We start from the raw sequence: 19,784 nt of genomic DNA on the forward strand, positions 1-19,784 counted from the left end.
TTCCTAATCCTGGTGCCGCAGGTCCGATTCCTGCCGGGGCACCAATAGAATAAGGGGTTGCGATTCATCGGCATAACCCCTTTTCTGCTTTGAAGTGTTTTTGCCGATGTATCAGCATGATCGTCATGATCGGCAGTCACTCGATACTCACATCTGCAAAGCTCAGATATCCCCTCGTGGCAATTTTGTATCCAGTTCCTTCTCCCCTCAAAACCCCGGTAGTTTGAACTTCATCGTCACCTCTCCGGTTGTTTTATCAATGTGCAGCAAGCGGCCGTCCTCCCCTGTCGGTTGGATTTTTCTGCCGGTGGCCATTTCCAGAATCCCGGAGAGAAAGGACATCCCCTGGTTGAGGACCTGTTCCATTTTCTCGGCGGAGTGGGAATCTGGATCAGGGTGGTGAGAGTGGCTTCCGTCATCTTGCCCGGTGCCGTCGACCTCCGGCCCAGTCAAGACAACCATCTCAGGTTCTTCATCGGCATAGCCGACTTGCCGATCCTCCGCCAGTACCTTGGGGTTCAGAAAATGCGGGGTATCTTCAGGGATTTCCTCCTGATCGTAACCGTTGCCGACCGCCGGCTGCGGTTCCTCTCCCATCAGTTCACGGAGTTGGTTGAGCATCTCCAGGCGTTTTTCCCGGGAGAACTCGACCCTGTCTCCTTCGCCGTCGAAGACGCCCTTGAAGAGATCGGTTTTCAATTGGATACCGGCAAAGATCTTTTCTTCGATGCTGCCCTTGGCGATCAGGTTGACCACGTTGATGCAACTGCTCAGCTGGCCGATCCGGCTGACCCGGCCGATGCGCTGATTGAGCCGCGCCGGGTTCCAGGGCAGCTCGAAATTGATGACGCAGTCCGCCGCCTGGAGGTTGAGGCCGGTGCCGCCGGCGTCGGTGGAAAGAAAGACCTTGCAGTTCTGATTGCTGGTGAATTCGTCGATCAAGGCCTGGCGCTTGTTGATCGGAATCTTGCCGGACAGTTCGACGAAGGGAATCGCCGCCTGGGACAGATGTTTGCCGATCAGCATGGTCATCGTCGTCCACTCGGAGAAGATCACCACCTTGTGGCCGTTCTGAACGACCAGTTCGTCGAGCAGTCCCTCCAGTTCCTTCAACTTCGGCGAAATGTGGGTCGTGCGGTCGATCAGGTAGGTGGAGTTGCAGACCTGGCGCATTTTCAGGAGCAGCAACTGGAGTCTTTTGAGTTCCACCGGAGTGAGGTATTTTTTGTTCAGCAGCGGCTGCAGGGCCTGGAGGTAGCCGGTGTGGATCTTGTGCTGCCGTTCGTGCAGATCGATGTAGTAGTTGTTGGTGATTTGCCGGGGCAGTTCGGCGAGAACCTGCTCTTTGCGGCGCCGGATCGCCACCTGCTGTAGCCGTTGGTGCAGTTTTTCGAGGTTGTGGTAGCCGAGGATCTTGCCTTTGCCGGTACGGCTGAGCAGGAAATGGTCGGCGGCAAATTTCCACAGGGGGGCGAGCATGGTTGGCTCCAGGAACTGGACAATCGAGTAGACGTCTTCGAGCTTGTTTTCCAATGGCGTGCCGGTCAGCACCAGAGCGTGTTTGCGCGGCAGGGACTTGACCGCGACGGCGGTCTTGGTGGCGAAGTTTTTAATCCGCTGGGCTTCGTCGAGGATGATCAGATCGGGTTTGAAGCGGCTGATGGTGGCGACATCGCGGAGCACGGCCTCGTAGTTGGTGATCTTGAACAGGCTGTCATCGTCCAGGTACTGGCTTCTTCGGGCGTTGAAGCCGCCTGCCACCACCACCGCCTTCTGGTCGGTGAACCGGTCAATTTCGCGCTGCCACTGGGCCTTCAGGGAGGAGAGGGTGACGATCAGCACCTTGCCGAATCCAAACAGCTCCTTTTTCGCCAGGGCCAGGGTGATGGCCTGCAGAGTCTTGCCCAGTCCCATCTCGTCGCCGATCAGGGCGGCCTTGCGGTGCACGGCAAAACGCACGCCTTCCTTTTGATAGGGGTAGAGTTCGGCTCGGAGGCCGCTTGGCGCCGGAACGGGTAAATCAGCCAACCCCTGCAGCTCTTTTCTGACGAAGAAATCATTGACCCGATCGAGAACCGAGTCTCGCAGCCGCACCCTTTTGTCATCAGCCAGAGCGGTCATGAGCTGAGGGAAATCGCTCAGATCGTCGTTGCTGTACAGGCCGTGATCGTCAAAAAAACGGCTGAGAGTCTGCTGGAGCTGCGGGCTTTCCGCCGCCAGTTGCTCACAGAAACACCGTGGCAGGCCGCTTACTGAATCCCAGTAGATATCGATAAAGGGGAAGAGCTCATGTTGGGCCTTTTTCAGTAGATTTTTCCGGCTCTTGAAATGTTGGTGCAGATGCATCAGGTGCTTGCAGGTACCGAGCATATTGGTGAGATAGTCCGGACAACTGCAATGGCCTGCGCCACGTTCCGGATGGTGCATGGTTACCACATAGCGGCGACCGTCGGCAGTCGTGATGACATGTTCCCCTTTGCACATATCACCCGGGTCGACGGTGAACTTTTCTCTTTTTGCCCGGTTGGCCCGATCTTCCAGGGCCTGCCGGAGTATCTCCCCAGGGGTGAGAAACCGTTCCTGATCCAGGGTGGCTGATTCCTGACCCGGCCTGTCGACCGGCGTGGTCCGCCATTTCCTTATCCGGTCAAAGGCGTCCAGCATGACCGCTACGGTATGCTTGCAGCCGGAACCGGGATAGGGACAGTCACAGACGGTGGAAGGTTCCCTCCCCAGGCTGATCCTGGTCGTGTAATCACCGTAATTTCCATCGACTTCATAGATAAAATTGCCGTTTTCCGGATCGGCTTCGACGCAATTGAACGCCCCGAATTCGTAAAGCGTCAGTCCGCGATGGAAGATTGCCTTGGAATCGGCGACTTGTTTTTCTATGTACTGAGGGCTCAGGTCAATCATCGGTATCTCTGCTCATTTGTCGTTTATGCGGGATGATGGCTATATTTTCTCACTCTTCCTGCCGGCTCTCCTGTTTCAGCCATCCATAATTCATTCAGGTGTTGGATGAGATGAACGATCCGACGCCCCGCCGGAGGAGGATGAAAACCGCTCGTCAACGCGTTTTATTTCCCGCTCCGTATAGGCCTCGATGACGGCGGCGAGTTGCGAGCGGAGTTCGCTCGTCATGCCGGTGATTGCGCCGACCATGGCATCGTCGATTTCTTTTCTGCCATAGGTCAAGGCGTGTTCCATAATGCGCAGTTTGTCCAGGATCAAATAAAGCTCTTTGCCGATATGGATCTCGCTGGCGCTTTTCATGTGTTTGCTGTCTGCTGAATGATTGGACCCACTGGACGTATCATGGTTGGCCAGAAAAACGGATTATGGCGGCATGTATTTCCGTAATCACGGAAACATGATCGGTTGCCGGGAACAGGTTGCTGTCGTTTAAACATTGATTTTCGCGGTATATCGACCTGGATCTCGATCAGTGCTGCGGAGGCCGGTCCCCTCATGAAAGCCCATGTGTCTCAAGCCGCCGCGCTTTCATTGTCGCCAGTGCGGGATGAAAAATCAATACAATCCCACTCGGCCTTTCTGGAATTTGAAAGTCTGCGGACTGCTCTGCGATACTCAACCTTTTATCAATAAAAGATGCTGCTATTCCAAAGAGATCGGCATCTGCTCCGACAATCTCGGCGATCTCGTCGGCGTCATAATTTTCAGCGGCATAGTCCTGGTCGGCATCACTGTTCCAGGCGGCAACATTCGAAAAAGGGATAGACCATATGCCGTCTCTTCCGCGTTGCAGTATGAAGGTGCGACCGTCGCTGTCCAGTATCCCGATGTTGTCCGGTTCTCTCCCTCTGGATGCAAACCGCTGTCCCTCGATGATCTCGAATGAAATGTTCATGAGTTCCCTCTTCGGTTGCATGATTGAACCGGGACCATCATGCGGGCGATGCCTGGCGGGATTGCTTTCCCTATTTGCGGAAATACAGGTTTCTTTCTTCCTTGAAGATGGAAACCTGTGTGATGCCGCATGAACCCCCGCTGCCATCTCGTTGAACATCTCTTACAAAACGGACCGATTTTCGGAAGAAAGAGATACCGCTATAAGCTCCGCCTTCATTTTTTCACTTTCGGGCTCTTCCGTCTCCGTCTGTTGTGCCATCTCCCTATTTTTTAAGCAAGATGCAGACCATATTTGTCGGCAATCTCGTGCCGGTCGAGCGATTGCCCGGATCTTCACGAACAGCGTGGGCGCGTCAGCACCTCGTCTGGCCGGCCGGTTTCCGACAGGATATTTTTTGCTATGGCATTGATGCGTTGTCAGGGTAAACTTCTGATCGGAATCGACTCGGGATTTCGCAGTTGGCGTTCATTGTCCTCGACCGCCCGCTTTTGTTCGGCAGGCCGGTAAAAGAGGTCAGGATGAGTGGCGGTTGGATGTGTGACGGATAAAACAAAGGAGGAGACTGGTCATGGTGATGCAGAAGGAAGAGGCAATGGACAAGAGTCGGGACCCGGCCGTTCAGCAGATGATCGCCAGGGCGGAAGCGCAGAATGTAACGACGGTATGGGATCGTTATGCCGCCATGACCCCTCAATGCGGTTTCGGCGATACCGGCCTCTGCTGCCGTCACTGCCTGCAGGGGCCCTGTCGTATCGATCCGTTCGGCGAAGGTCCGCGGGAGGGGATCTGCGGCGCCTCCGCCGATGTCATGGTGGCCCGGGGCCTGGATCGAGCCATCGCCGCCGGCACGGCGGCCCACTCCGGCCATGCCAGGCATCTCGCCCATACCCTGAAGAAAATGGCTATGGGAAAGGCCGAGGCCTACGCCGTCAAGGAGCCCGGCAAACTGGAGGCCGTCGCCGCCCGGCTGGGGATCCCGACCGAGGGGCGGCAGGAGCGGGAGATCGCCCTCGATGTGGCCGATGCCGCCCTGGCCGACTTCCATGAGAAAGACACACCGGTCCTCTGGGCCGCCACGGTGGTCAACCCGGAACGGGCCAAGGTGCTGGCCGACCTCAACCTGGTGCCGAAGGGCATCGACCATGAGGTCTCCGAGATCATGCACCGGACCCTGTACGGCGTCGACGCCGACCCGGTCAACCTGCTGCTCGCCGGCCTGCGCTGCGGGGTGGCCGATCTGGCCGGCTGCTGGATGGGCACCGATCTGGCCGACATCCTCTTCGGCATCCCCCGGCCAACCGTCTCGTCCGCCAACCTCGGCACCCTCCGGGCCGATGCGGTCAACATCGCCCTGCACGGCCACAACCCGGTGCTCTCGGAAATCCTGGTCGGTGCGGTCGGAGCGAAGGAGGAGGCCGCCAGGGCGGCAGGAGCTACCGGCATCAACCTGGTCGGCATCTGCTGTACCGGCAACGAGGTGATGATGCGGCACGGCATCCCCGCCTGCACCCATTCGGTGAGCCAGGAGATGGCCATTATGACCGGGGCGGTGGACGCGATGGTCGTCGACTACCAGTGCATCATGCCCTCGGTGGTCAATGTCGCCGAGTGCACCGGCACCCGGATCATCACCACGATGGATATCGCCAAAATCACCGGCGCCACCCACGTCGACTTCAGCGAAGAGGCCGCTGCGGCCAAGGCCCATGAGATCATCGACCAGGCCATCGATCAGTTCCGGCGCCGCCGCAATACGCCGGTTGAGATCCCGGCGGTCAAGACCCCGGTGGTGGCCGGTTTTTCGGTCGAGGCGATCGTCGCCGCCCTCTCCGGAATCGATGCCGAGCAGCCCCTGAAACCGCTGGTCGACAGTATCAAGTCCGGCGCCATCCGCGGCGTCTGCCTGTTCGCCGGCTGCAACAACGTCAAGGTTCCGCAGGACCGGAACTTCGTGCGGATGGCCCGCAGACTGCTCAGGGAAAACGTGCTGGTGGTGGCCACCGGCTGCGGGGCCGGCGCCCTGATGCGCCATGGCTTCATGGATCCGGCCAATGTCGAGGCCCTGTGCGGCGACGGCCTCAAGGCGGTGCTGACCGCCGTCGGCCTGGCCAACGATCTCGGCGGGCCGCTGCCGCCGGTGCTGCACATGGGGTCCTGCGTCGACAACTCCCGGGCGGTGGCCCTGACCGTGGCGGTGGCGCAGTATCTCGGGGTGGACACCCATCAATTGCCGATCGTGGCCTCGGCGGCCGAGGCGGTATCGGAAAAGGCCGTCTCCATCGGCGTCTATGCCGTGGCCGCCGGTCTGCCCACCCATGTCGGGGTGATGCTGCCGGTCCTGGGCAGCCGGCTGGTGACCCGGGTGCTGACCGACAAGGTCAAGGATCTCACCGGCGGCTATTTCATCGTCGATCTCGACCCGGACAGTGCCGCCGACAAACTGCTGGCGGCGATCGACGAGCGGCGCCGGGGATTGGGACTGGGCTGAAGAGAGAAAGCGGTTGTTGCCCGCCTCAGGGTATCGTCTCGTGCGGGGGGTGCCGCTGTATTGCCCCCGCCCGTTGGCAAACGCCAAGCTTGAAGTTTTCTCGGGAGAGTATCATGAACCAACCGAAAGAGATCTTTGTCCGGATCGATCGCTGCATGGGTTGCCATAGCTGTGAAGTGGCCTGCGCCGTGGCCCATTCCGCCGGTCAATCGCTGTATGCCGCCCTGTCCGAAACGCCGACCCCGAAGCCGCGCCTGTATGTCGAGTGGGTGGCGCCGGATACGGCCGTTCCCATCGTCTGCCGCCACTGCGAGGATGCACCCTGCATGCACGCCTGCATTGCCGGGGCAATCAGCCGTACCCCGGGTGGGGTAGTGATGACCGACAGGGATAAATGCATCGGCTGCTGGACCTGCGTGATGGTCTGCCCCTACGGCGTGATCGGCCGCCATCTGGAGGAGCATAAGGCATATCGCTGCGATCGCTGCCCGGATCGCGAGGTCCCGGCCTGTGTCGACGCCTGTCCCGTCAAGGCCTTGGTATATCAGACCGCGACCGCTTTTTCCCGTGGCAAACGCCGTACCGCGTCCCATGAACTGCAGTCCGGACAAAAGGGGTAGTGCCCATGGAGAGCAGACGCTATGTGATTGTCGGCGGCAGTGCCGCCGGCATGGCCGCCGCCGTGGCCATCAGGGATCATGACCCCCATGGTTCGGTCCGGGTGCTGAGCGATGAGGCCGATGCCCCCTATTTCCGGCCGCTGATCCCCTTTGTGGTCAGCCGCAAGAAGAGCGTTGCCGACATGTTCCTGCAGGGACGGGGACCCTATCGGGCCCAGGGGATCGAGCTGTCGCTGGGGGTCCGGGCTGAGCGGATCGACAGCCCGGCCAGGCGCCTGGTCACCGACCACGGGGAAACGATCCCCTACGACCGGTTGCTGATCGCCACCGGCAGTCGCCCCAATATCCCGGCAGGCATCAGTGGCCTCGAGCACCAGGGGGTTTTTGCCCTGCGCACCCTCGAAGACGCCAGACAGGCGGCCCGGCGGGCCGAGGAGACGACCCGGGCGGTGATGCTGGGCGGGGGGCTGCTCAACCTCAAGGCCGCCTTCGCCCTGCTGGAACGCGGCATTGAGGTCACTCTGGTAGTCTATTCCGCCGAGGTGCTCAGCCAGCTGATGGAGCCGGCTGATGCCCTGCTGATCCGCCGGGCCCTGGATCAGGCCGGCCTGCGGATTCTTACCGGCTGCAGTGCCGGACATATCCTCGGCGGCGACCGGGGGGTGTCCGGGGTGGTCCTGGATGATGGCCGGGAACTGCCCTGCCAGATGGTCTGTATCGGCAAGGGGGTGCGGCCCAACACCGAGTGGCTCGATGCCGGTGCAATCAAGGTGGACCGGGGGGTGGTGGTGGATAAGCACACCCATGCCAGCATCCCCGATGTCTACGCCGCCGGCGACGTGGCGGTCACCTATGATCCGATCACCGGCGCGCCGATAATCACCGGCCTGTGGACCAACGCCGTGGAGATGGGCCGCTGCGCCGGCGCCAATATGGCCGGATATCCCAGCGTGTACGGCGGCACCTTCGGCGTCCTCAACGCCACCCAGGTGGCCCGCATGCCCTTCGTGTCGATGGGTATCGTCCACACCGCCGGTACCGAGTACGAAACCTGGTGCCGAGGTTCGGCCGACGCTTATCGCAAGCTGGTCTTTACGCCGGATGGCGACCGTCTGGTGGGCGCCTTGTTCGTGGGTGACATCACCAATGCCGGCCTGTACCGCCTCGTCATTCGTGAACGGATGCAGGTGGGCGGCATGAAACGGCAGTTGGTCGACCATCGTCTGCATTACGGCCATCTGCTCTGCGCCAGAGATCGCGGGTAAAAACCGGAGGGGTGTTGATCGAGGACCGGAGCCGTCCGGGGCAAGAGCGATGGCGTTTTTTGGGTCGGAGATCGGACTGCGGGAAATAAAATCCCTCTCCCCATGGGCGCCTGGCCGCGAAGGGGAGAGGGGGGCTATTGTCGGAGTCTAAAAGGTGTAGGTGAGGTTGACGCCGCCGAAGACCGTGGTGTCGACCGCCTCGTCGGGAAGGACATCGTCGTCCATCGAATCGGTGTAGTTGATACTGGCGGCCACGCCCAGGGCATCGGTGATCATGTATTTCACCGAGGAGGTCAGCAGGTAGTTGAAGAACCCGCCATCCGTCCCCCCGGCATAGCTGCCGGCAAAATCCTCGCCGGCGTAACTGACGGTGCCGCTCAGGCCCAATGTGGTCTTGGCATTGATGCCGTAGGTGTATCCCAGGCCGGCAGTGACGTAGAAATCTTCCACCTGGTCGAAATCATAGTAAACCTTGGTGGAGAGCGCGAAACCGGCCCCAAGGTCATACCCCAGACCGGCAAACAATTCGGTGGTGCTGCTGTCGGCGCCGGCAGCGGTGGCATCGGTGGTCGGGAAAATGTAGTGGATGATACCAACGCTGGTATCGACTTTGCCCAATGTAAAGGCGTAGGAACCGGTAAGATCGACCTCGGAAAACTCGTTGTCGTCCACGGCGTTGTCGTAGTCGTCAAGGTCGTAATTGGCCCAGACATTGAAGGCGAAACCATTCGCCGACACATCCATGCTGGGCTGGAGGACGAAGCCGTCGTTGAAGGTCAGGCCCCGCCAGACGTAGGCGCTGTTGGCATCGAGTGCCGCAGTGGCGGTAGCTGCCGATGCCTGGGTTGCCGCGCCGCCTGCAGCCAGGGCGACCAGGGCGGCCATGGAAAATAACCGTTTCATCTTCTCTCCTTGTGTAATGATACATGTCCAGTGTGTCGCAGCGCCGTCAACCGGGTAGTGCTCTCCTTCCTCAACAGAGTACAGGGGGAGGCCTTGACCGTCAGGGTGCTGCAATTGCGTTTCCAAGGTATTGAGCACGAATGATGCCATCTTTTCAGCGGCACCACGGTATTTATATTTTAGCAGTGAAAATAGTGGGATGAAGATTTGCGGGGCGATAGGGTGAGGTGTTTTTCGTTGTCATTTCGTTACAAAATTATCATATTTACATTTATGTTCCGACATATATGTAAATATGTTTCATAAAAAAACGCCACCGGCGGCTGTTTTGGACCCTGCCCGATCTCCGAGGAATCTGTCGGGCTCGCCACCTGCCGCCTCGCTGCTGCCGGTCGTTGAGATGATCGCCGGATTATGCTCAGGATACTGGGACAACCGGGGGCTTCATCAATGGCGAAAATCCAACTGACGGCGGGAAATCCGCCGCGCGTTCATTCATCGCCGTGGAGATCGGCGGCCATTGTTTCCAGGTATTCGGCTTGAAGAATGTCCAATTTCGCAAATTGGTCTTTCGTGTACAGCACGAATTCTCCTTCCGATGCGGCGCACAGCCTCCCCTGATCATCGAAAAGCTCGGCGGTCACGGTCGCTCTCCGCTCTCCGGTCAGCTCTTTGATGGAACCGATACCGCACAGGGCCGACTCGACATAAATCGGCCGTTGAAACTGGATGGTCATTTTTTTGGTCAATATGAATCTTTTCGTGAGGATGATCGCCGCCCAACTCATGGTCTCATCCAGAATGGTTGAAATCACGCCGCCGTGCACCAGTTTGCTCCAGCCTCGAAATCGGGAAGGGACCGTGAGTCTGGAGCGGATCTGGCTCCCGTTTGTTTCGAAGGTCATCCGCAGGCCGGAATGGTTTTCCGAACCACAGCCGAAACAATCCTTATCCAGTCTGGGAAGCGGCACCCATACGTTTTCACTGGTATTGTTTATCATAGTGATCTCAAGGTCCTGTTAACCATATCGGGGGCCCCTCGGAATTCTCTGCGCCTCAGGTATCGGAGCCGGGAGCGGCGTTGATCGGCGCCGGGATGGCCGCCATTGACGGCGACAGTATACAACGAAATCATATCGAGTTGTATCCCCGGACGTGGTGAATGGCGGTATATACTTCCCTTTTCAGGATAGACACGGCAAAATACCTCCTGGTCACGACGAGATCCCGGACCGGCGGAGTGAAACGGGCCGGAGGGAAAAAGACGATCGCCTATCCCGGCGCAGGTCTCGCCGCCGTTGGCGCTGGGGTATCTCTCTTGCAAGAGACATCGTCCATCGGCTATGATTTGAACCTCGATATGAAGGTGTGCGATATGACCTGTCGCTCGACCATCCGTTGGTCACTGGAGAAATGAATCATGATCGCACATTTCGCCGAAATTGGTCGGGCAGCCGGAACGAAATACATTCTCTACGTCCGGATCGGCAACCTGATCAACCGCCGCCTTGGATGAACGCAGAGGGTGCTGGTAACCTTTGGTCTACTCTGATGGATGTGGATCGCAGGAAGTCGAATTTTTACTCATTACTCAGGAGACTCCCATGGAAAAGAGAATTCTCGTCCCACTGGCCGAAGGCTTCGAGATGATCGAGGCGCTGAGCATCGTCGATGTCTTTCGTCGGGCCGGGGTCCAAGTCGATCTGGCGGCCGTCGCCGACAACCTCCAGGTCACCTCGTCGCACCAGGTGAAGGTCATGGCCGATGTCCGTCTTGCCGACTGCATTGGCACCGACTACGACCTCATCGTCCTCCCCGGCGGCATTCCCGGGGCCCAGAATCTGCAGCAATCGGCCATTCTCGCCGACCTCCTGAAAAAGCAGAACAGCGAAAACAAGCTCTATGGCGCGATCTGCGCCGCCCCGGCCGTGGTCCTCGAGCACCACGGCCTGCTGCAGGGCAAGAATGCCACCTGCCACCCCCGGTTTGCCGACCAGCTGCATTCACGCGCCCATGCCGGCGAGAGGGTGGTGGTTGATAAAAACTGCGTAACCTCCAAGGGGGCGGGGACCTCCATTGAATTCGCCCTCGAATTGCTCGGTCTGCTCATGGGTGAAGACAAGAAAAAGGAAGTGGCCGCCGGGATGGCGATCGAGGCGTAATCGGTTGTCGGCGACCCCGGGCAGAGGGATGAACCTCGAGGTGCTGCGGCCGGCGGCGGCAACCGGCGGCCGCAGCTGTCATACCTGGGCTGCGAGTTGTTCGGCCAGGCGGCAGAGAGCGGCCGAATTTTCCAGGCCATCGAGAAAACGCGGCGGGATGCCGGAGAGGCCGGTCTGCGCCCCGACCAGCGCCCCGGTCAGGATCGCCCGGGCCTGGTTCTGGCCGCCGCCGTTGACCGCGTGCAGCAGCGCCGATTCGAAATCGTCGTAAAACCGGGCCGCCAGGTAGTAAGCCGCCGGCAGTTGATGATAGATGGCGCAGGGCATGCCGTAGACGAGGGACACCTTCCAGGCCGGCTCGATCCGGATGTCCGGGTCGCTGGCCGCGGCCGCCATGTAGGAAGGGGTCAGCAGGGCATCGGGCGAGGCGAAGCGTCCCTCCCGCGGCGGGTCGGGGTCCCCCGGCCTGGGCGGCTGGAGGTTGTCGCTGGTGACGGCATGGAACGGCAGCTCGCCGGCCTTGACCAGATGCATCAACCTGCCCGACAGCCTGGTATCGAGCCGGTGCCCCTGCACCAGCAGACTCAACACCGCCCCATAGGCGACCGTCATCGACACCACGGTGGCATCGGCCTGGGTCAACACGGTATTGCCGGCGATGGCTGCGGCGAGTTGGCGCGGTTGCCGGGCATAGCGAACGGCAATGGCGAGGGTCCGTTCGATGGCCTCCGTGGTATCGGCATGGCCGCCGGTCTCGGTCCAGGGCAGGTGCTGCTGTACCCGCCGGCGCCAGGCCTCCCGGATCGATTGGCTGGTATAGCCGCCCGGGCCGCTCACCGGGGTGCCATCCAACTCCGGGAACAGCTCTTCTTCCAGTCTGCGGCAGAAATCGGCCTCATCATAGCCGCCGCAATCGCTCAGCGAGTTCAGCATCAGCCTCAGGATCCAGCCGGCCTGTGACAGCTGTCCGGCCTTGAGCCCGGCGTGGTAGCGGTGCGGTTGGGGGTCGGTATAGGCGGTGATCCATTCGCCGTAGTCCCGCCGCATCTCCGCCAGGTCGTAATACCAGTGCGGCCCGAGGGCCAGGGCATCGCCGATGAAGGCGCCCATGATGGCGCCGGCTGCACGATCCTGCAATGTGTTCTCGCTCATATCGTTATCCTGTGGTTGACTGGGTTGATGATCGGTTATGGGTTCCGGGGCGGCGACCGAGGCGATGGCGCCGGTCGGTTTCGGCTCCTGGAAGCGTTATCCCTTCGCCTTGGACGACGGCTTGAGCGCAATCTTCAAGATCAGGAGGACAACGGGGCTGGAGTGCATGATGAGATCGAAGACATCGACCGGTCGCACCAGTGTGCCGGCCACCAGCATCCGCATCTTCTCTACAAGATGCGGCATGGGGGTGAACGGCGCAAGCCCCAGCGTCAACGACAGGATAATGAGCAGGGATGTGGGGATCCTGTCGAGCCAGTTCATGATGCAGCCTCTTCCTGATTTTTCCACGGGTTCCCCGAATGTATCGCCACCTGATCACAGTCCAGCATCGACAGCGGGTCGATGAGGTCGACCTGGTCGGAACTGCAGATGTACTTCCAGTCCAGCCTGTCAGGCGGCACCGTCGGCGGGATCCGCATCAGGGAGATATGGACATGGGCTGGCATTCGGTTCTTCCTGCCCGTGGTATCGGCGACCGTGCCGACAACATCGCCGGCCTGGACCGTCTGCCCGATACTCACCTGCCGATGCAGTACAATATGGGCATAGACTGACAAAAATCTATGGAAATTATCGACCCCATGGTCGATGCAGACGGAATGGCCGAGGAAATCGCGGCAAACGGCAAAGGTCCGGCCCGAGGCCATGACCGGGACGGCAATCCGCGGCGAGAACCTCTGGTCCCTTCCGGCGCCATCGGTGTAATAGCAGATATCGATCCCCTCATGGGCGGTTGGCCGCAAACCGGTATCGGGCCACCATTTGTCGCGGCTGCCGAAGAGCATTCCCGGATAGAAATTGAAGTTCCTGACGCCGGCGAGGCTTTGATTGACGGTCTCGAGGAGTGCGAAATAGGGGACGGGTGTTGCGAACGGGATGGACATCGGTGATCGGCCGCAGGGGGCGTTGAGTGGCGTGTCTGGAAAAAAACAGATATGTCGTTGCTGTCGGATTGCTACCGGCATTGGACCACGTTGGCCGGATCGCCTCAAACAAAATATTGCCACCCGCATGGGAATATTGTCCAGGCGCATCGCCCGGCTGGCTGACTTCTGCCACCTGACCGGTGCCGAACCCGTGTTCTCAAGATGATGCGATCCTGTTCTCCGCCTACATCAGTACCTTGATCTTCTTGATATCTCCCGACTTGCCGAGAATCATCAGGATGTCTCCCACCTGTATTTCGTAATCGGCCGGGGGGACCAGGACGAAGCCCTTCGGGGCCGGTTTTTTGATCGCGATGATGTGGACATTGTACCTGGCCCTGAGGTTGAGGTCCTTCAGGCTGTGGTGGAGAAATTCCTGCGGCGGCTCGATCTGGATCAGATCGAAGTCGTCGGAGAGGGGGATGAAGTCGAGCATATTCGGCCGGGAGAGGGAGCGGGACACCCGGATCGCCATATCCCGTTCGGGATGAATGACTTCGGTGGCCCCGACCTTGCGCAGGATCTTCTCATGATCGGGATCGAGGGCCTTGGCCAGGATCCGTTTCACCCCCAGCTCATTGAGATAGAGGCAGATCATGATGCTGATGCTGATCCGGGTGCCGGTGGAGACGATCACCGCCTCCATCTCCTCCAGCCCCAGCGAGCGCAGGGCCTCCTTGTCGGTGGCATCGAGGACGATCGCCTCGGTGGCATAGGGGTCGATGGCCTGGACCTTGGCCCGGTCGGTATCGATCGCGATGACCTCGTTGCCCTCCTCGAACAGCGCCTTGGCCGCGTGAAAGCCGAAATTGCCCAATCCGATCACCGTAAATTTCTTCATATCGTCTCCCCGGTTTATCCAATCATCATGTTTTCTTCCGAGTATTCCTTACCCCTGGTCGCTTCGGTGCCGACCACGATATAGGAGAAGGTCAAAACACCGACCCGGCCGATGATCATGATGAGGACGATCCAGTACTTATCCCAGGTGGTGAGAAATGGGGTGATCCCCATCGACAGGCCGACAGTGGCGAAGGCCGACACCGTTTCAAACAGGTACTGCAGGGTATGGATCCTGGTCCGGCCGCCGTCGATGACGATGAACGAGTCACTGAGCAGCAGCATGAACAGCACCAGCCCGATGATGCCGATGGCAAGGAGGACCAGCGACATGCTGCGGGTCACAGTTGCCTCGGGGATGCTCTTTTTGAACATGTTGACCCGCTTCCTGTGCTGGATCCGGCTGACGGTGAAGAGGGTGAGCAGGGCCAGAGTCGTGGTCTTGACCCCACCGCCGCAGGAACCGGGCGAGGCCCCGACGAACATCAGAAAAATCATCATGACGATCGTCACCTCCCTGAGCGAGCCGATGTCGACGGTGTTGAAGCCGGCGGTCCGGCAGGTGATCGACTGGAACAGGGGAATGAGGATGTGTTGCGACAAGGACCTGTCGGCCAGGAGCGGGCTGTTGCTCTCCAGCAGGGAAAACATCACCGCCCCGCCGATGATCAGGAGCAGGGTGGTCAGCAGGACGGTCTTGCTTTGCACCGAAAGCCGCATCTTTTTCGGTGCCCGACCCGGGAACCAGGCCTGCAGATCGTAGAGGACCGGGAAACCGATACCGCCGATGACGATCAGCAGACAGATGGTCAGGTTGAGCAGCCAGGCACCACTATAGTGCACCAGGCCGTTGGGGAAAAGAGCGAACCCGGCGTTGCAGAAGGCCGAAATCGAGTGGAAGACCCCGTAATATACCGCCTTCTCCAACGGCATCTCGCCGACCCAGTGCGTTGTCAACAGGATCGCCCCGACGGTCTCGGTCGACAGGGTGAAGATGATGACGCTCCTGACAAGTTGATAGATATCCTGGCGCGGCGTATGGGTGAACAGGTCCTGCATGACCATGCGGTGGCGGACTGAAACCGAACGGCCGAGCCAGGTGAACAGGGCGACCGAGATCGTCATCACCCCGAGACCGCCGATCTGGATGAGGGCCAGGATCACGCATTGGCCGAAGGTGGTGAAACAGCTGCCGGTATCGACCACCACCAGGCCGGTGACACAGACGGCCGAGGTGACGGTGAACAGGGCGTCGATCCAGGGGATGAAGCCGTCGACGGTCGATATCCCGAGGCGGAGCAGAAGGCTGCCGGCCAGGATGAGCAGAAGGAAACTCGACAGAACCAGGGCCGCCGGATGCATCTTCAGCATGTGACTACTATGTGCCATCTCTGTTTACTCAAGGAAAAAAAGGCAGTGTCCAAGCCGGCAACATCAGGACGAGAGTGTCCTGTGGCGCCGCCATCGGAAACGCGGCAATGCTCTCAGCGGTTTGTGCCGGGGCGCCAGGTGTGGTATTTTCCGGGTATTGACGAAGGTGGCAAAAGAAAAACCGGGTCGGCCGTCCGGATAGAATCACCGGCGGCCTGGAGGCGAGTGGGCATAGCGCATCTCCAGAACAAAATCATGGGAAAGGCCTCTATGCAGATTGGAGCGCTTTCCCTTCGATGCCTACGAGGTTAGCTGTCGGGCTCGGGCCGAAGAGATTGCCCTACGCCGGTTTCCCGGTGATACGCCCCTTGGAATCGGGTCCCCCGTTCCCGTCCACCCGGACGGGATTCAGCAGACTGCAGCGCGAGCGATCATCGGCAATCGCGCCCAGTCGTCATGGCGAAGCATATATATCACTTCGGAAAAAAAGAAAACCAGTATTTGCCGACACCGACCGGCGGCGGGGGGCTACGGCAGCGGTTTGAGTTCGACCCGGCGATTGTTGGCCTTGCCCTCTTCGGTGTCGTTGGTGTCGATGGGCCTGCCCTCGCCATAGCCACGGGCGGTCATCCGTGCAGCGGCGATCCCCTTTCCTTGCAGGAATTGCATTACCGCCTGGGCGCGGCGCTGGGACAGGTCGATGTTGTAGACGGCTGACGCGGTGCTGTCGGTATGGCCTTGAATTTCAACTGACAGTTCAGGGTTGTCGCGCAGGATCTGGAGAATCCTGTCCAAAGTCGGAAAGGAACTGGCCATCAATACCGCCTTGTCGCTTTCAAATTTGATGTCCTTGAATATCCAACTGTCGGCTTTGTCGAGGAGCACGGTCGTCACGAAATCGGCCATTGCCGCACCGGTGTTGACATCGTCGGCAGTGATGGCCTGTCCGCACCGCGTAACCTGGCTGATCCCGGAGAGCAGGGTGCGGCCGGCGGCGTCGTCGCCGACCAGCACGGTATAGATGCACAGCCGGTCGCCGTACCGGGCGTTCAATTCCCTGGCCGCCGCCATCGGGGCATTGCCCATGTCCTTGCCGTCACTGACCACAACCATCGCGATTTTGCCCTCGGCGCCCTTTAGATCGTCCGCCACCGCCTGCAGCGATTTTTCCATCGGGCTGGGACCGCCGGCCGGGACAATGGTAGACAGGGCATTGGCCACGCCGGCACGTGAATAGGGGCTCAAGCCATACACCGGGACCGTGCTTGCAAGAGAATAGCTCAGCGAATGGCCGAAACTGCGCAATTCAACGTTGATTGAAAGATCGGGCATGGTTTTATTGAAACGTGACAGCATCCTGCGGCCGATATCAAATTTTTCGAAACCGTTGTAGCCTTGAGACATCGAAGACGAGGCGTCCAGGACGAGTACCAGGTTGTCGGCCTTCGGCGTCCACATCTCCTTGACCAGAGGTTGAACCTCGAAGGTCGACGGTAACGGCACGGGTTGCTGCATGGCGCAACCGCCGATTGTCAACATTATCGCCAGAAAGACTGATCGCCCTCTCGCTCGCAGTGTGCTCATAATTTCCTTTTTTCTGATTTGATCGTTGTATGATCAAGGTTGTTGTCGACAGATAGGTGCGAATAAGAAAGCATACGCAACACCCAGCCTGATCCGTTATTGTTTATCTTCAAACAACCATGAACTTGTTCGTAATGATGATAGACGCCACTAAAATATTCAGCGCATTGTACGAAGGTTCCGATTTTTCGCCTTGCGAAATCAACGCGCGAAACCTCGGATACAGGGGGCCGGAGAGAAAACATCGAGCTTCTCTCCGGGTCTAGAGGAACGGAAGTTTCAGGCATCACTCGCCATCGAGGTTTCCAGATCGATCAATTCCCTGGCCCTTTCCAGCGTACGCTCGATGCTGTCCCCACCCATCGGAAAATGATGGGAATTGCCATAGGGGTCGGTGACGTCAAAGCTGCAGAAACTCCCGGGATTCCTGTCGCAATCGACATCGATATTCCAACCGTTGTATGAGTCACACAGTCTATTGCTCATATTGCACCTCCTTCTATTGCACCTACCGAGACTATCCCGGTAGGTAGAGAATATAAGGCGTCTTCCCGGGATTTCCTCTCGGTTTTTGTTGCGACTGGTTCAGACCGAGGATGGCCTGATAACCGCTTGCAGCGCCCCCTGCGATCTGCCCCCTCTGTGCCGGTACAACAATGGCAGAGCTCGATTGCTGCCAGATCGACAGTCGATCCGGGGCAAGGTCCGATGGGGAGTATGAAATGGAGAGGATGCCGGGGATCATTGCTACCAAATGGTAACATGCTCATTTTCCTGCGTTACCTTCTAGTAACACAATGTGCCATCTGCTCTGTCTTCGTATTGAAATCAATGGAAATATTTTCAGGAACGATATTTGCTAAAGTTACAGAAACCAAGGAGTTTCTCATGTGGTTTCACTCAATCAGAGAGGAGAAAATGAAAAAATCGTGGATGCTGCTGCACTGCAGCCTGGCGACCATCGCTGCGCTGGCCCTGTTGACCTCGCCGTATCCGGCCGGCGCCGCCGGGCAGAAGGGGGAGGAAAAAAGACCGGTGATCAAGGAGGACGGTGTCGAATCGAAAAACGAAGTGTGGGGCAAACATTACCCCCGGCAGTATGCTTCGTGGAAAGAGACCGGCAAGAGTGAAAAAATCGACGACATGCTGAAGAAAAAGCCGCAGCTGCCGATTCTTTGGGCCGGATATCCCTTTTCCAAGGACTATAATGCCCCGCGCGGCCACTTCTATGCCGTCCAGGATGTGGTCAACACCCTGCGGACCGGCGCCCCGGTCAGTCCCATCACCGGGCCGCTGCCGACCGCCTGCTGGAGCTGCAAATCACCCGATGTGCCCCGGTTGATGAAGGAGGTCGGAGAGAAGGAATACTTCACCGGCAAATGGGCCAAATACGGCAGCGAGGTGGTGAACCCCATCGGCTGCGCCGACTGTCACGACAGCAAGACCGGCGACCTCGCTCTTTCCCGCCCCTACCTCAAACGTGGTCTTGCCGCCTCGGGTGTCGATGTCGCCAAGGTCAGCAAGAGTGATATGCGCTCGCTGGTCTGCGCCCAGTGCCATGTCGAGTACTACTTCAAGAAGACCGAGGAGACCGACGCCAAGGGCGGGAAGAAGGCCACGATGACCGTCACCTTCCCCTGGGACAAGGGCTTCAAGGGCGAGGATGTGGAGGCATACTACGACGCGATGAACTTCTCCGACTGGACCCATGCCATCAGCAAGGCGCCGATGCTCAAGGCCCAGCATCCCGATTACGAGCTGTTCGTCAGCGGCACCCACGGCCGACGCGGGGTGTCCTGCGCCGACTGCCATATGCCGAGCAGGACCGAGGGCGGCGTCACCTTCACCGACCATCATATCGCCAGCCCCCTCGACAATATCGCCAATACCTGCCTCAACTGCCACGACCAGAGCGAGGAGGAATTCCGCAGCCATCTCGCCGTCAAGCTCGAGCGTAAGGAGGAGCTGATGGAACTCGCCATGAACGGCCTGGCCCGGGCCCATCTCGAGGCCGGTAAGGCCTGGGAGGCGGGCGCCACCGAGGAGGAGATGAAGGACATCCTCCAGGACATCCGGCACGGCCAGTGGCGCTGGGATTATTCGATCGCCGGCCATGGCAGTTATTTCCATAACCCGGAGGAGACCCTGCGGCTGATCGCCCAGGCCAACGACCTCGCCCAGCAGGCACGGGTCAAGCTGGCGGCGGTGCTCGCCCGCCACGGGGTGATCGGCTACCAGGTCCCCGACTTCTCCACCAAGGAGAAGGCCCAGGCATTGGCCGGCATCGACATGGCGAAAGAGGTCTCGGAAAAACTGGCGTTCAAGGCCGCGCTGGTGCAGGAGTGGAACAAGGAGGCGGTGGCCAAGGGCCGTCTCAACATGGAGTCGCGCCAGGGAATGAGCGATCGTTCCTCGTATTCCAAATAAGCCGGGGGCGACTCTCCCCGTCCGGTCATCCGGTACGCCGTTCAGGGCGGGCCGGATGACTCGGGACCTCCGGGTGAAGGGCTGCAGTTCTGAAAATGCAGCCCTTCGT

The 19,784-nt window shown here is 59.4% G+C and carries 18 protein-coding genes and 1 riboswitch; of the genes, 6 read left to right on the forward strand and 12 right to left on the reverse strand.

All coding sequences use genetic code 11. From position 1 onward, the window contains the following. Positions 1–207: 207 nt before the first annotated feature. From ACWGKN_RS00230 to ACWGKN_RS00240, 3 genes are all read right to left on the reverse strand, one after another. Positions 208–2,916 carry a DEAD/DEAH box helicase gene (locus tag ACWGKN_RS00230; protein ID WP_035233843.1) on the reverse strand — a complete coding sequence of 903 codons (2,709 nt, stop codon included), beginning with the start codon at positions 2,914–2,916 and terminating at the stop codon, positions 208–210. Positions 2,917–3,006: 90 nt separating this feature from the next. Next, a complete protein-coding gene (locus ACWGKN_RS00235) occupies positions 3,007–3,276 on the reverse strand; it encodes a hypothetical protein (RefSeq protein ID WP_035233841.1) in 270 nt (89 codons plus the stop codon). Between the two features lie 193 nt (positions 3,277–3,469). Further along, positions 3,470–3,871 carry a hypothetical protein gene (locus ACWGKN_RS00240; RefSeq protein WP_424254636.1) on the reverse strand — a complete coding sequence of 134 codons (402 nt, stop codon included), beginning with the start codon at positions 3,869–3,871 and terminating at the stop codon, positions 3,470–3,472. Positions 3,872–4,442: 571 nt separating this feature from the next. On the opposite strand from ACWGKN_RS00240, the gene cooS reads away from it, so the two are divergent. From cooS to ACWGKN_RS00255, 3 genes are all read left to right on the forward strand, one after another. Next, the gene (cooS, locus tag ACWGKN_RS00245; protein WP_452094457.1) at positions 4,443–6,362 is read left to right on the forward strand and encodes an anaerobic carbon-monoxide dehydrogenase catalytic subunit; all 1,920 of its coding nucleotides are present in this window, start codon (positions 4,443–4,445) and stop codon (positions 6,360–6,362) included. A 113-nt stretch (positions 6,363–6,475) separates the two neighbouring features. After that, on the forward strand, positions 6,476–6,982 hold the full coding sequence (locus ACWGKN_RS00250) for a 4Fe-4S dicluster domain-containing protein (protein ID WP_452094458.1): 507 nt from the start codon (positions 6,476–6,478) through the stop codon (positions 6,980–6,982). 5 nt (positions 6,983–6,987) lie between these two features. Then, positions 6,988–8,247 (forward strand): NAD(P)/FAD-dependent oxidoreductase, encoded by a 1,260-nt coding sequence (locus ACWGKN_RS00255; RefSeq protein ID WP_452094459.1) that lies wholly within the window; start codon positions 6,988–6,990, stop codon positions 8,245–8,247. 147 nt (positions 8,248–8,394) lie between these two features. On the opposite strand, the gene ACWGKN_RS00260 is transcribed toward ACWGKN_RS00255, so the two are convergent. Both ACWGKN_RS00260 and ACWGKN_RS00265 read right to left on the reverse strand, forming a co-directional pair. Continuing rightward, a complete protein-coding gene (locus ACWGKN_RS00260) occupies positions 8,395–9,150 on the reverse strand; it encodes an MltA-interacting MipA family protein (RefSeq protein ID WP_452094460.1) in 756 nt (251 codons plus the stop codon). Positions 9,151–9,641: 491 nt separating this feature from the next. Next, entirely contained in the window at positions 9,642–10,151 is a 510-nt protein-coding gene (locus tag ACWGKN_RS00265; RefSeq protein ID WP_035233833.1) for a PaaI family thioesterase, read from the reverse strand. Between the two features lie 239 nt (positions 10,152–10,390). Between ACWGKN_RS00265 and ACWGKN_RS00270 the strand changes: the two genes are divergently transcribed. After that, positions 10,391–10,567 carry a hypothetical protein gene (locus ACWGKN_RS00270; protein ID WP_452094461.1) on the forward strand — a complete coding sequence of 59 codons (177 nt, stop codon included), beginning with the start codon at positions 10,391–10,393 and terminating at the stop codon, positions 10,565–10,567. A 187-nt stretch (positions 10,568–10,754) separates the two neighbouring features. Further along, positions 10,755–11,312 (forward strand): DJ-1 family glyoxalase III, encoded by a 558-nt coding sequence (locus ACWGKN_RS00275; RefSeq protein WP_035233828.1) that lies wholly within the window; start codon positions 10,755–10,757, stop codon positions 11,310–11,312. A 78-nt stretch (positions 11,313–11,390) separates the two neighbouring features. Here the strand turns inward: ACWGKN_RS00275 and ACWGKN_RS00280 are convergent, their stop codons facing one another. The 7 genes from ACWGKN_RS00280 to ACWGKN_RS00310 all read right to left on the reverse strand — a co-directional run bounded on the left by ACWGKN_RS00280 (position 11,391) and on the right by ACWGKN_RS00310 (position 17,734). After that, a complete protein-coding gene (locus ACWGKN_RS00280) occupies positions 11,391–12,464 on the reverse strand; it encodes an ADP-ribosylglycohydrolase family protein (RefSeq protein WP_035233824.1) in 1,074 nt (357 codons plus the stop codon). Positions 12,465–12,560: 96 nt separating this feature from the next. Beyond that, positions 12,561–12,788, reverse strand: coding sequence for a hypothetical protein (locus tag ACWGKN_RS00285; protein ID WP_035233822.1), 228 nt, complete (start codon positions 12,786–12,788; stop codon positions 12,561–12,563). Continuing rightward, positions 12,785–13,411: a M23 family metallopeptidase gene (locus ACWGKN_RS00290; protein ID WP_035233816.1), complete on the reverse strand. Its 627-nt coding sequence runs from the start codon at positions 13,409–13,411 to the stop codon at positions 12,785–12,787. Before ACWGKN_RS00290 ends, ACWGKN_RS00285 begins: the two co-directional genes overlap by 4 nt. A gap of 226 nt (positions 13,412–13,637) precedes the next feature. Then, a complete protein-coding gene (locus tag ACWGKN_RS00295) occupies positions 13,638–14,294 on the reverse strand; it encodes a potassium channel family protein (RefSeq protein ID WP_035233814.1) in 657 nt (218 codons plus the stop codon). 14 nt (positions 14,295–14,308) lie between these two features. Continuing rightward, a complete protein-coding gene (locus ACWGKN_RS00300; RefSeq protein ID WP_452094462.1) occupies positions 14,309–15,682 on the reverse strand; it encodes a TrkH family potassium uptake protein in 1,374 nt (457 codons plus the stop codon). Between the two features lie 264 nt (positions 15,683–15,946). Beyond that, a riboswitch (cyclic di-AMP (ydaO/yuaA leader) is annotated at positions 15,947–16,088 on the reverse strand. A 104-nt stretch (positions 16,089–16,192) separates the two neighbouring features. Continuing rightward, the gene (locus tag ACWGKN_RS00305; RefSeq protein ID WP_452094463.1) at positions 16,193–17,248 is read right to left on the reverse strand and encodes an OmpA family protein; all 1,056 of its coding nucleotides are present in this window, start codon (positions 17,246–17,248) and stop codon (positions 16,193–16,195) included. A 279-nt stretch (positions 17,249–17,527) separates the two neighbouring features. Further along, complete coding sequence (locus ACWGKN_RS00310; protein WP_424254458.1) at positions 17,528–17,734, reverse strand: hypothetical protein; 207 nt, start codon at positions 17,732–17,734, stop codon at positions 17,528–17,530. A 432-nt stretch (positions 17,735–18,166) separates the two neighbouring features. Between ACWGKN_RS00310 and nrfA the strand changes: the two genes are divergently transcribed. After that, the gene (gene nrfA, locus ACWGKN_RS00315) at positions 18,167–19,675 is read left to right on the forward strand and encodes an ammonia-forming cytochrome c nitrite reductase (protein ID WP_452094464.1); all 1,509 of its coding nucleotides are present in this window, start codon (positions 18,167–18,169) and stop codon (positions 19,673–19,675) included. The last annotated feature ends 109 nt before the right edge of the window (positions 19,676–19,784 follow it).

It is taken from the genome of Desulfoprunum sp. (assembly GCF_053613775.1).